Source organism: Viridibacterium curvum (assembly GCF_039544165.1).
Taxonomy (GTDB): Bacteria; Pseudomonadota; Gammaproteobacteria; order Burkholderiales; family Rhodocyclaceae; genus Viridibacterium; species Viridibacterium curvum.
In genome coordinates, this window is the sequence record NZ_BAABLD010000008.1 from 703,850 (window position 1) to 716,073 (window position 12,224).

General features: G+C 62.8%; 14 protein-coding genes. 4 read left to right on the forward strand and 10 right to left on the reverse strand.

From position 1 onward, the window contains the following. Positions 1-21: 21 nt before the first annotated feature. Positions 22-807, forward strand: a complete 786-nt coding sequence (locus tag ABEA02_RS11000) for an exodeoxyribonuclease III (RefSeq protein ID WP_345532996.1) — start codon at positions 22-24, stop codon at positions 805-807. On the opposite strand, the gene ABEA02_RS11005 is transcribed toward ABEA02_RS11000, so the two are convergent. Together ABEA02_RS11005 and ABEA02_RS11010 are read right to left on the reverse strand one after the other, a co-directional pair. After that, on the reverse strand, positions 795-1,928 hold the full coding sequence (locus ABEA02_RS11005; RefSeq protein WP_345532997.1) for an HD-GYP domain-containing protein: 1,134 nt from the start codon (positions 1,926-1,928) through the stop codon (positions 795-797). The two genes, ABEA02_RS11000 and ABEA02_RS11005, sit on opposite strands and share 13 nt — an antisense overlap. Positions 1,929-1,949: 21 nt before the next feature. Then, positions 1,950-2,855, reverse strand: a complete 906-nt coding sequence (locus tag ABEA02_RS11010; RefSeq protein WP_345532998.1) for a DMT family transporter — start codon at positions 2,853-2,855, stop codon at positions 1,950-1,952. A 115-nt stretch (positions 2,856-2,970) separates the two neighbouring features. On the opposite strand from ABEA02_RS11010, the gene ABEA02_RS11015 reads away from it, so the two are divergent. From ABEA02_RS11015 to ABEA02_RS11025, 3 genes are all read left to right on the forward strand, one after another. Further along, positions 2,971-3,741: a sulfite exporter TauE/SafE family protein gene (locus ABEA02_RS11015; RefSeq protein ID WP_345532999.1), complete on the forward strand. Its 771-nt coding sequence runs from the start codon at positions 2,971-2,973 to the stop codon at positions 3,739-3,741. Positions 3,742-3,905: 164 nt separating this feature from the next. Next, the gene (locus tag ABEA02_RS11020; protein ID WP_345533001.1) at positions 3,906-4,559 is read left to right on the forward strand and encodes a lytic transglycosylase domain-containing protein; all 654 of its coding nucleotides are present in this window, start codon (positions 3,906-3,908) and stop codon (positions 4,557-4,559) included. Between the two features lie 143 nt (positions 4,560-4,702). Next, on the forward strand, positions 4,703-5,659 hold the full coding sequence (locus ABEA02_RS11025) for a trypsin-like serine protease (protein WP_345533002.1): 957 nt from the start codon (positions 4,703-4,705) through the stop codon (positions 5,657-5,659). A 37-nt stretch (positions 5,660-5,696) separates the two neighbouring features. Here the strand turns inward: ABEA02_RS11025 and ABEA02_RS11030 are convergent, their stop codons facing one another. The 8 genes from ABEA02_RS11030 to ABEA02_RS20170 form a co-directional block, all read right to left on the reverse strand. Further along, the gene (locus tag ABEA02_RS11030; RefSeq protein WP_345533003.1) at positions 5,697-6,236 is read right to left on the reverse strand and encodes a GNAT family N-acetyltransferase; all 540 of its coding nucleotides are present in this window, start codon (positions 6,234-6,236) and stop codon (positions 5,697-5,699) included. Positions 6,237-6,257: 21 nt separating this feature from the next. Beyond that, on the reverse strand, positions 6,258-6,896 hold the full coding sequence (locus ABEA02_RS11035; protein ID WP_345533004.1) for a hypothetical protein: 639 nt from the start codon (positions 6,894-6,896) through the stop codon (positions 6,258-6,260). Beyond that, on the reverse strand, positions 6,896-7,969 hold the full coding sequence (locus tag ABEA02_RS11040) for a hypothetical protein (protein WP_345533005.1): 1,074 nt from the start codon (positions 7,967-7,969) through the stop codon (positions 6,896-6,898). The genes ABEA02_RS11035 and ABEA02_RS11040 overlap by 1 nt, the downstream gene beginning before the upstream one ends. 72 nt (positions 7,970-8,041) lie before the next feature. After that, a complete protein-coding gene (locus tag ABEA02_RS11045; protein ID WP_345533006.1) occupies positions 8,042-8,683 on the reverse strand; it encodes a hypothetical protein in 642 nt (213 codons plus the stop codon). Positions 8,684-9,001: 318 nt separating this feature from the next. Beyond that, on the reverse strand, positions 9,002-9,643 hold the full coding sequence (locus tag ABEA02_RS11050) for a DUF502 domain-containing protein (RefSeq protein WP_345533008.1): 642 nt from the start codon (positions 9,641-9,643) through the stop codon (positions 9,002-9,004). Positions 9,644-9,645: 2 nt separating this feature from the next. Then, positions 9,646-10,692, reverse strand: coding sequence for a Holliday junction branch migration DNA helicase RuvB (ruvB, locus tag ABEA02_RS11055; protein ID WP_345533009.1), 1,047 nt, complete (start codon positions 10,690-10,692; stop codon positions 9,646-9,648). Between the two features lie 108 nt (positions 10,693-10,800). Continuing rightward, positions 10,801-11,799: a phosphotransferase enzyme family protein gene (locus ABEA02_RS11060; protein ID WP_345533010.1), complete on the reverse strand. Its 999-nt coding sequence runs from the start codon at positions 11,797-11,799 to the stop codon at positions 10,801-10,803. Positions 11,800-11,814: 15 nt separating this feature from the next. Then, positions 11,815-12,138 carry a hypothetical protein gene (locus tag ABEA02_RS20170; RefSeq protein ID WP_425584676.1) on the reverse strand — a complete coding sequence of 108 codons (324 nt, stop codon included), beginning with the start codon at positions 12,136-12,138 and terminating at the stop codon, positions 11,815-11,817. Positions 12,139-12,224: the final 86 nt, after the last annotated feature.

Sequence of the window (12,224 nt, forward strand, 5' to 3'; positions counted from 1 at the left end):
TCTTTCTGATGGAATTGCCCGATGTTACGCGTCATCACTGCCAACCTCAACGGCATCCGCTCGGCCGCCAGCAAGGGTTTCTTCGAGTGGCTACCGGCCCAGAACGCCGATGTGGTCTGCCTGCAGGAGGTCAAGGCGCAGGAGGCCGACCTGACTGCGGACATGCTCAATCCGGCCGGTTACACGGGCCACTTCTTCTGTGCCGAGAAGCGCGGCTACAGCGGCGTGGCGCTCTACGTGCGCCAGCCCGGCAACATCTCGCGCGGTATTGATAACGCCGAGTTCGATGCAGAAGGCCGTTACATCCAGACCGATTTCGAGCACGGTGGCAAGAAACTGACCGTCGTGTCCCTGTACATGCCCTCAGGGTCTAGTGGCGAAGAGCGCCAGCAAGCCAAGTTCCGTTTCATGGACTTGTTCTACCCGCGCCTCGCCGCCCTGCACGCCAGCGGACGCGAAGTCATCGTCTGCGCGGACTGGAATATCGCGCACCACGAGATCGACCTCAAGAACTGGAAGAGCAACCAGAAGAACTCCGGCTTCCTGCCCGAGGAACGTGCCTGGATGACGCGTGTGCAGAACGAACTGGGCTGGGTCGATGTGTATCGCAAGCTGCATCCGGAAACGACGGGCGAGAGCTACACCTGGTGGTCGAACCGCGGTCAGGCCTGGGCCAACAACGTGGGGTGGCGGCTCGACTACCAGCTCGCCACACCGGGCATCGCAGCCAAGGTGAAGGCCTGCAGCGTCTACAAGGATCAACGCTTTTCAGATCACGCACCGCTGATCGTCGACTACGCAGCCTGAGCGTTGCGGGTCCGCTTGTGCCAGATCTGCTCGAAGTTGAGCCCGACCAGCGCCTTGTCGAGCGGCATCACGGCGGCCACGCCGAAGCCCGGTTCATCGGTCTTGCGCTGCACCGGTTCGAGAAAGGGCATGCCCTTGCTGTTGATGAGGCCCATCACCAGCGGTGACTTGGCGGTCGCGCCACGCATGTACACGACGCCGATCTCGCCATTGACGAGCTTGACCAGGGTACCGGGCGGGTAGATGCCAACCTCTTTGACCAGCATGCCGGGCCAGGGGTTGGCCGGGTTCTGGCCCAGCTTGGTGAACAGGATCTTGGTCGCCTCGCTACCCACCACCGGCTTGCGATAGGCGCGCGGGCTCAGCTTGGCGGCAAAGATGTCGCAAGCGTTGATGAGCAGGGCGATGTCGCTGGGGTTCTTCACGCGGCGCGGGTAGCCCGTGCCTTCCGGCAGCTCGTGGTGTTCGAGCACGGCACGCAGCCACTCGTTGTCATCGACTCGGCAGACCATCAACGCCTTGGCCCCTTCGGCCGGGTGCTCGTTGATGCGCGCACGCTGCTCGGCTGTCGGTGCCTCGCGCTGGTTGCGCAGGGTCAGTTGCAGCTCGGCCATGGCGATGTTCATGGTCAGCGCGGCACACAGCGCCGTCTCACGCTTGTCGTCGTCCCAGCCAGCGCGGCGAGCCAGCAGGCAGGCCAGCACGGCTGTGTGCATGCTGTGGGCAATCGGATAGTTGCGGTGTTCGAGGATCTGCATCGCCGCAATCGCCAGATCGGGGCTGCGCTGCGCAAGCTGGCTGACCTGCTCGCTCAGCTGTTTCACCTCGGCGACGAAGCTGCCATCACAGGGCTTTGCTTCGAGCAGCCAGGCCAGGCGCGCCTGCACGGCCTCCATGAGGTACATGGGGTCGTACACCGCCACGCGCTTGCGGTTTTCGTGCGCGCGGTATTCGGCCGCATCGACGTACATGCCGCGCTCCAGCAACTCCTCGCGCTGCTCTTCATTGCGCAGCACATAGCCCTTGCGCAACAGCAAGGTACCGCCCATGTCGAGCACGTCCCAAGGCAAGGGCTCGCCGAGCATGAGCTGGTCTGCTTGAAGTTTGTGGAGTTCGGCCATCCACCTTTTACGACGGAAATGCTAGCGGGCTTGAATCCGGCGCGTCGCTACGAAGATGCCCCCGAGGATCAGGGCCATGCCGGCAAAGTGATAGAGCCGGGGCGCTTCGCCGAGGAACAGGGCCGACAACAAGGGCGTGGCGACCGGCATCACATGGATGTACAGGCCGGCCACCGTGCCGCCGACCTGCGCCACAGCCCGGTTCCAGAACACGTAACCGAGGAAGCCGGGAAAGATGCCGGTGTAGGCAATGCCGGCCAGGGACGCGGCCGACAGATGAATCAGACGTCCGCTCGCGATCTCCAGCACATAGAAAGGCAACAGGCAGACGAGGCCAACCGCTGTCAGGCTGACCAGCAAGGCCGCTGGATGCAGACCGGCAGGACGGAACTGCAGCAGCACCGTATAGCCCGCCCAGGCCAGTACGGCCGCCATGACCCACAGGTCACCGGGATTGACGACCAGATCCAGCAGCCTGGCTGGCTCGCCGTGCGCAACGATGATGAGGACCCCCGCCAGCGACAGGGCGACCCCGGCGGCCTCGCTCCCGCGCAGCCGCTTGCCCAGAAAAGCCCAGGACAAGCCGATGATGACGATGGGAATGAAGGAGTTGAGCAACACCCCGTTGGTCGCCGTCGTGGTCTGCAAACCCAGATAGGCCAGCGTGTTGTACCCCGCAATACCCAGCAGACCCAACAGACAGAGCACACCCCAGTGCGACCGCCAGGCCGGCAACAGCTGGGCGCGATGCGGCCAGGCCAGCGGCAGCACGCATACGAAGGCAATCACCCAGCGCCAGAAAGCGAGCGCCACAGGCGGCACCTCGCCACGGAAACCCCGGCCTACCACCCAGTTGCCCGACCAGAACAGCACGGTCAGCAACAGCAAGATCCAGGGGCGGTCAAAACGCGCGATCAGTGAGTGCATGCAGGGATGATAGCGCCCGCCGGGAGAGGCCATAACCGATAAAATCGACAGGCTAGTCCCTCCGACTCCCCACGCCCCAACGGTCCGCCCGGACCGACCTGCGCTGCACCACCCCATGCCTACCGAACTGCTCATCCTGCTTCCCATCGCCTTCATTGCCGGCGCCATCAACGCAGCGGTCGGCGGCGGCGGCCTGATCCTCGTGCCCGGCCTCTACGCCATCCTGCCCACCGCCTTGCCGGCACAGCTGATGGGCACCGACAAGCTGGCCTCCATCTTCGGCCACGCCACTTCGATGCGGCACTACGCCCTGCGCATGGACCTGCCCTGGAAGCTGCTGTGGCGCGCCGCTGCGGCCGCCTTCATCGGCGCCCTGGCCGGCGTCAGCCTCATGAGCCTGGTGCCCGGCAGCTGGATGCGGCCTATCGTCATCGTCGTGCTCGCCGTCATGCTCGCCTACACCTGGTTCCGCCCCGCTTTCGGCCAGCAAGACGAATACCGCGAGATCACGCCCGTCGAACTGCGACGCGGGCTACTGCTGGGCTTTGCCATCGGCTTCTACGACGGTTTCATCGGCCCCGGCACCGGCAGCTTCCTGTTGTTCCTGTTCGTGCGCTGCTTCCACTTCGACTTCCTCCGCGCCACCGCCTGCGCCAAGGTCGTCAACTTCGGCACCAACCTCGCCGCGCTGGCATTCCTCATCCCCACCGGCATGGTCTTCTATCACTACGCCATCCCCATGGGCATCGCCAGCATTGCCGGCGCCATGCTGGGCGCGCGCCTGGCCATGAAGGGTGGCAACCAGTGGATCCGCCGTCTATTCCTCATCCTCGCCGTCAGCCTGCTCGCCAAGCTGGTGTGGGAAACCGTGCGTCCATGGCTGTGAGCGCTCTGATGAAACGCTGGAGCAAGGTTCTGCATCCGTCAGACGAAGGACGCCAGAAGCCGGGACTGATCGGGAGTAACAGCCCATGATGCTTGTCACGAACGCCGTACGGCGGCTGATGCAAACTTCCCCGCCCTATGACCGTTAACGGTCTAATGCGCCCCATGAAAAACCTATTGCCCGCGCGAACGCCCCCGCTTGCTTGCCTGCTGCTGGCCGGCGCGCTGCTCATCGGCAGCCCGCTCACACGCGCCGGCAACATCTACACCTTCGTCGATGAGCACGGCACCACGCACTTCACCGACCGCAAGGACGACCCGCGCGCACGCCTCTACTGGCGCGACCCCAATGGGCCCAAGGGTATCGAGCAGACACGCCAGTTTGACGTGCTGCGCCGCCCCCCCGACTGGCTGATGCCGCACATCGAGACAGCCGCAAACGCCCACCGCATCGAACCGGCCTTGCTCGCCGCACTGATCGCCGTCGAAAGCCGCTACAACCCCAAGGCACGTTCACCCAAGGGCGCCATGGGCCTCACCCAGCTCATGCCGCAGACCGCGCAGCGCTTTGGTGTGCGCAACGCCTACGACGTGCAGCAAAACCTCCACGGCGGAGCCCGCTACCTCGCCTGGCTGCTCGACACCTTCGACAACGACGTCCAGCTCGCCCTCGCGGGCTTCAACGCCGGCGAGGGCGCCGTCATGAAGCACGGCCGCCGCATCCCGCCCTATGCCGAGACGCAGTACTACGTGCCGGCCGTCCTCGCCCAGCTTCGCCTGCTGCGACGCGAAGCCAAAGAGGCGCGCAACCGCTACTGACACGCAGCGTCCCACACCATGCGCGCGGCATGCGCCGGACCAGTCTCCGCGCTTGAAGAACATTTACACCCTGCAGGTTGATACCTGCAATTCAAGCCATGTACCCTCCCGCGCATGCCCCAGGCCACACGAGAGAGAGCACGATGAAACGACAACACATGCCCCACGCTCTGGCCGCTTGCGCACTCGGCCTGACGCTCGGTCTGGGCGCGCCCGCCAGTCACGCCATTGTTGGCGGCTCTGGGGCTGACACAACTTCGTCCTGGACTGGCGTCGTCGAAGTCAATGGCGCCTCGGGTGTGCTGCTCAGCTCCGGCTACATCCTCACGGCAGGTCACGTGGCCTACGGTGCCATCAACAACCCGTCGAGCCTCAACGTCACCTTCTCGATCAATGGCGTACTGACCTCGGTCGCCGCTGAAGCGATCTACGTCGACGGCTTCAACTGGAGCACCGATAGCGGAGGCCGCTTCAACAACGACATCGCCCTGATCAAACTCGCTGGCGCCGCGCCCGCCGGCGCCACAGGCTTCGACCTGTTCAGCGGCACAGCCACCACCAACACCCTGGTCACCATGGTCGGTTTCGGCAACATCGGCAACGGCGGAACGGGCGAGGTCAGTGGCACCTATGGCACGCGTACCATCGGCAGCAACCGCATCGATCACCTGTATGCCGACGGCAACAGCGTCGGCACTGCCGGCTATACCGGCACGACCGAGATCGTCGAGTTCGATTTCGACGGTGGTGGCAAGAACGCCTTCGCCGGCACCATTTCCTCACCCGCCGAAGCACAGTACGGCAGCGGGGACTCCGGCAGCCCCATGTTCGTACAGTCCGGCGGCCAATGGCTGCTCTACGGCATCGGTTCCTATCATGGACAGACCTGCGCAGCAGTCTCCGCCGGCAGCTGCAGCAGCTATTACTCGCTCAACGCCTCGTCCTTCGGCTCGATCGGCGGCGCCACCTACGTGCCGGCCTATGCGGACTGGATCAACACCACCATCGCCGCCGTGCCCGAGCCGCAGGCCTGGATGCTGCTGCTGGGTGGGCTTGGTGTGCTGGGCTTGCGCCGGCGCAGCGCACCGCCAGACCTCTGACGCGCGGCCGCGAACGGCAAGCATCCGGGGGCCGATCTCAACGCAGGCGGCGCATCACGATGCCATCCTGTGCCGTGTGAGCATCTGGCTGGAAGAAGCCCGGCAGCCGCCCACATTCGGTGAAGCCTGCGGCCGTGTAAATCCTGCGCGCGAATGTCCAGGTCTCATTGACCAGCAGTAGCGCCTCGCGCAGTTGCGGATGCCTCGTCATGATGTGCGCGATGCCAGACTCCAACAGCTCACCGCCCAGCCCGCGCCCGCGAAACGCCGGCATCAGCGTCATCGACGCAATGTACAGAACCCTTCCCGTCGGCACATGCCGTGCGCGGATGTCGTGGCCCAGCGCAAAATCCGCTGCCACAAGCGCGGCTTCGTCTGCCCAGATCTCGGCAAACAGACAGCCTGCGACACGATCACCACACATCGCCATCAACGATCCCTGCGGGAAGTGCGCGATGCGATGCGCATACACCTCGCGCGCCTCGCTGTCGCCCGCGGCAAACCCGGCACGCTCCATCTCCATGATGAGATCAAGATCGGCAACCGTGGCCTTACGAAGCAAGAGCGGGGAATACATGATGCGTCTGGTACGGAGCCGCTACGCCCCACCGGAATCCTGCGGATCTGCCTCCCGGATCTTCTCCAGTCTGGCCTCCTGATCCTGAATGGCCGCCATGCAGAACGGGTCGTTCCGGTAATCATCAAACGGCGACAGCCTCAGACGCCATGCGGGCCCACTCGGAATCCCTGGTTCAGACGCATTGCGCGATGCCGCATCAACACCTCCGCGCAACCTGCACCACACCCTGTCCATCAGAGACCGCGCCACCGGCATGCAGAAGGGCATGGCGGTCTCGATATGCAGGTCATAAAAATAATCGCCGTAGAAATGCAGACGCAAACACGTCGCAGAGATCGGCCAATGCGTATCCAGAAGGAAGGAGCAATACATTGCCCCCAGGCCAGTCTCGGCGAGGGTATTGAACTGCGCATCGAGCAGCACGCAATCACAGGACTCCTCGAACAGGCAGTCCTGCGAGAGCACCAGCAGATACCCCGCCGCGCAACGGTACTGCGCCTCGATCACATAGCCCGCCACAGTCCTCTGCGTGTCTCGCCCATCCACATACAGCCGGGTTTGCCGCGGCCATTTCCCGTATGGCCCCTCGTGCTTTTCCAGCGACAGCGAAGAAATCCTCTGCATGCCGGGTATCGAGTCAGGCAGCTCTTCACGCATCAGAACGCTCCGCGCTCCGGCTCGCTGTTCCACATCTCTGCACGAGGCGCCCAAGCCACGTCCGCCTCACGCTCCAGCACCGCACACACCGCCTCACCCAGATCCATGCCCAGGTGCTCGTGCGCCGCAGCAGCGCCCGCATCGGCAAGGTTTGCCGCGCGCGCAAAACCTCGAAAACGCTCCCAATCGGCCGCGAAATGCGACACCAGAATGCGTGCGAGGTCATACGACAGCTCGTTGCCCTCATCATTGCGCAGGAAGGACTTGCCGGACCAGAACTGCTGGATCTCCGCTTCGCCCCAGAACGCCAGATGGCGCGCATGCTGCCGGCGTGCGTCCGGCATGCCATGCGGTGACGGGCACAGCCGGTTCTCCGTATTCACCGCCAGCCCCTCGTTGAGCCAGGCCGGAATCGGCAAGTGTCCGAGGCAGGCATGCGTCAGCTCATGCGCAATCACCGGCTCGATGGTCTGCAGATCATCCTTCACCGTCACGAAATGCCCGCAGCCCGCATGGATGTACATGCCGCTGCTCGCCGCAAACTCACCCGCCTCCGGGTAGGCCTGCGCCACATAGCGGTAGTACGACTCCTGGTCATCGAACACGATGAGGATGTCATGCCCCCAGGCCGGCGACTCCGCCACCCCGTCGAGCACGCGCACGATGCGCTGCACCGTGCGGATCACGAAGGCCAGCGTCGCCGCCGCCACATTCGGCTCCAGCGACGACAGCAGGAGCGCCGAACCCTGCCTGCGCAACTGGTAGCTACCACCCAGAGCGTCACGCAGATGCGACAGCCAGGCCAGCTCGCAATCCGCCCAGGCCCGCGCCTGTGCATCGGCATCCGCCACGCTCTCCACCCAGCGCTCGGCTGCGGCCCAATCCATGACGGGCAAGCTGTTCTCCAAGCGCATCGCGGCGGCAACATCGAAGTGGGTGACGCCTGGGGCTTCGAGATGCGTGTGTGCAGTAACCGCGATCAGGTCTACGGCGGCGGAGTCTTTGGTGGTCGGTTGAATGAGGGATTTGAGTAGCTTGAACATGGATGGCGAGGCGGTTGCAGGGGAGTTCATCAGCACACAGCTCAACCCACTATCGGTTGTTCCCGGAAAGAAGTGAGTTGCTTCGCGAACCCATCATGCGCGCTAGATTGGGAGAAGTCCCTGCGCAAGTTCAGGTATCCCGGGCAAGGACCGCGCACCCGGAAATCCGCCGCAGGCAAAGCACTCACGCAGATAATTGACGAAGCGCACATCACGTCCGTCAATCCTGGACATAGCGTCCACGCTTCCATCGGGCAGGTAGATGCCGTATGCCTCCCCGCCACTCACATTGATCTTGTGGAACGCGTCTGGCGCAAACGGGAGTGCAAAGCGTCCGACGTCATCGAGACCGTATTCAGCAACGTTCTCGCTCCAGTTCCGGAACTCTTCCTCAAAGTAGTCTCGTGCTGATTGGTCAGGATATCGATCTTCGTATGCACTCAGCTCGAACTCAACAACCAGCGCATCCGTCTGCATGTCGCGCTCTGGCCAGGCCGGATGATTGCCGAGAAGATTCACATCACCGACATTGAGGATCCAGCTGGCGATGGTCAGCGGCAAAGGCCCGACCAAGGCTTCCAGAAACTCAATGTGAGCGGGCGCATCCTTGCTCGGAGGCACATGTGGTGTGTTGCGAGCATGACTGCCTGAATTGGTGTCCACAAATTCATAGCCTGCGCTGTTCAGGCGAGCGATCAGCAACGCGATGTTGTGCCTCGCCCTGCGCATGGTCTCGTCCACCACTTTTTGGGCTTCAGCTTGCAGGGCGGAGCCTCGGGGAACCGGGTCAAGCGAGTGAAGCTCTTGCCAGACCGCAAGCTCCTCTCCATTGCTATACCTCTCAATCCATCGTGCTGACACAGTTCTCTCTCTTCGTTACTTAACAGCGCCGCAGAGCGTGGGGTGGTTCAAAGCATGGAGGCAACTCACCCCCACGCGCTGACAATATGCCACCGCGTACCCCGGAATCTCGCAGGGCGGATGCCAGCGGCGATCCGCCACGCCCCCCGGCGAAACCGGATCGGGCCCGACTCGCGGCGGAACCGCCTGCGGCGTTCCGCCCTACTTGCTGACCGGTGATGTCAGCCCCATCGAGAGGTAAACGCTGGTCAGCGTCTCGACGCTGATCTCTGCCGGGCGCACCCAGTCCGCGCGTACGAACAGCAGGCCGCCGCCCACGGGCACAGGTGCGGTCGGCACGAGGACAGTCAGATAGTCGTGCTCGCCGAGGCGGATCGGCTTCGGATTCGGCATGAGCGCGAGAACGGCAGTGTTGCCTTCGCCACCGAAGAAACACCAGACCGGCGCCATGGCGCGCACGTCCGCCTTGTTGTCGCGGTCGAACATGCCGACGAAGTGATTGGTCGCGTCATACAGGGTGCCGATCAGCGGGATGCGCCGCACCGTGCGGTCGACGAGCTGCGTGAAGGTCTGGCGCAGGCTTGTCTGCACCACGAGGCCCAGCAACAGCACCCCGATGAGCAGGATGGCGATACCCACGGCATAGGTGACGACGGGGTTCTCCACGTCAACGATCTGGACGCCGATGCCCGACAGCAATCGACCTATCAGGCTGCCGGGCCCCACAAGGCTGCGAGCGAGGCCGACAGCCCACCCCAGCAGCACAACGGTCAGCACAAGCGGCAAGGAAGCCAGACTGCCCGCGAGAAAAGTGCGCGAGAGCGATCGGAGGAAACGCTGCACGCTCAGGCCCCGAACAGATCGTTGTCGGCGCGCGGCGGCAGCAAGCCGAAGTGTCGCCAGATCGCCGGTGTCGCCACACGCCCGCGCGGGGTGCGCTGCAGGTAGCCCTGCTGGATGAGATAGGGTTCGAGCACGTCTTCGATGGTGTCGGGTGCTTCGCCGATGGCGGCGGCGAGATTGTCGAGGCCGACGGGGCCGCCGTTGAATTTTTCGAGCATGGCGCCGAGCATCTTGCGATCCATGAGGTCGAGGCCGAGATGGTCGACGTCGAGCATGGACAGCGCCGCGTCGGCAACGGGCTTGGTGATGCGGCCGTCGGCTTTCACTTCGGCGTAGTCGCGGCAGCGACGCAGCAGGCGGTTGGCGATGCGCGGCGTGCCGCGTGAGCGGCGCGCGATTTCGAATGCGCCTTCGTCGTCGATGCCCACTTCGAGCAGGCGCGCGGAGCGGCTGACGATCAGCGCGAGTTCCTGCGGCGTATAGAACTCCAGCCGGGCGTTGATGCCGAAGCGGTCGCGCAGCGGATTGGTGAGCATGCCGGCGCGCGTGGTGGCGCCAATCAGGGTGAAGGGCGGCAGGTCGAGCTTGACCGAGCGCGCGGCCGGGCCTTCGCCGATCATGATGTCGATCTGGAAGTCTTCGAGCGCGGGGTAGAGGATTTCTTCGACGACGGGCGAAAGGCGATGGATCTCGTCGATGAAGAGCACGTCGTGCGCTTCGAGGTTCGTCAGCAATGCAGCGAGGTCGCCCGCGCGTTCAAGCACGGGGCCGGAAGTCTGGCGCAGGTTCACGCCAAGTTCTGCCGCGATGATGTTGGCGAGCGTGGTCTTGCCGAGGCCGGGTGGGCCGAACAGCAGCACGTGGTCGAGCGCCTCATTACGGTTCTTGGTCGCGTGGATGAAGATTTCGAGCTGTTCGCGGATCTTCTGCTGGCCGACATAGTCGGCCAGGCGCTTGGGGCGCAGGGCGCGCTCGATGGCGTCTTCCTGCGGCGTGGCGGCGCCGGGCGAGACGAGGCGGCCGGGCTGAAGCTTGTCGGTTTCTATCATCGGGCGAGTATAGGAGCGGGGGTGGGGGGCGTCAAAGCGCGATCAAAGCCTATGAAGGCGGACGCGCAGCGGGGGCGAAAAGTCTCTCGGAACCGCGAACCGCCGGCTTCAGACGCTGCTAATCGGGAAACATTCGTCGCGCATGTATTGCCATCTCGTCATGTGGATATCGAAGTAACGGCTATTCATTACCCAACGATGTCCATTCTTACCGCCATTAGAAATGGTCGTTCCCGTTATCCAGATATCACGCATCGCGATCAACACAGGTAGTGCGGCTTTTTCAGTACTGCTGATCCGTCGCACGCTCTCATAACCGCTCAAGAATTCACCAGAGCGTTGGAGATGCTTCTCCTTGATACGTGCTGCCCATAAAAAAACTGCAATGTCGTAGGCAAGCCAACCCATACCACAACAATCAAAATCGAAAAATGTCACAGTTTCGCTTTGATCGCGGTGCGCATTGCCTCCATGCGCATCTCCGTGACACAGCCCTTTGGTAAGCCCCTCTTGGTCCAACTCGCCGATCCGCGCCTTGAGCAAATCGGCAAACTCCAGCAAAAATTTCCAGTCTTTCACTCTGTCACGCAAATGCGGCTCGATGAGCCGCAATGGGTTGGTAATCAGATGCTCTTCGTCAAGAGAAAACCTTGGGCTCACTGCCAAAAATCCTCTGGCTCGATTGTGCAGGTCTGCAAGGGCACGACCATAGGAGACGCATTCTTCCCTTTCAAGGGCGCCGAACTCGGCAGGAGCCCCTTCCGCATAGGAAAACATCACCACAATCCGTTCCCCCTCGGGAGCACCTATGACGCCTAACAGAGCGCCATCACGCCTTTTGATGGGCTGCGACACACTTGCACCTTGCACAAGTAACCACTGCAATGCCTCCATTTCGAAGGCAACTTGAGAAGGAGTTCTCCACTCTGCGTGGTACACCCGCAATATGAATCGATTGTTCTCTCCCTTTATCAGGTAAGTGTCGTTGCAACCTTTCTCCACGAAGAAACAGCGGAAATAGTCATCCTTGGCCAGCGAATAGTGAGTGAACACGTAGCCAAGAAGATCGCGTTCCGATAGCGTGGAATGAAGCACAGATACGTGCATGCTATTCGCGACTCATCAGACAAAAACGAATTGGTGCCGCGCTGACAGGCGATGACAAACGTTGGGCACGCTTTGTCGTATGCGGATCAGCTTTCGAAGAGATCGGAGTTCAGGGAAGTCTTGGAAAGTGTCAGGTACTTCGCCTATTGCTGCTGCTAGGTTGTCGAAGCCGACCGGGTCTCCACTGAATTTCTCGAACATGGCACTGAGCATCTTACGGAGCATGGGGTCGAAACCTGGGGCGCTGAACAACAGCGCGCGCTCGATGGCGTCTTCCTGCGGCGTGGCGGCGCCGGGCGAGACGAGGCGGCCGGGCTGGAGCTTGTCGGTTTCTATCATCGGGCGAGTATAGGAGCGGGGGTGGGGGGCGTCAAAAGAGGACCGTGCTTTCACCGCGGCGACAGAAAGGCTGGCATCCCCGTTCA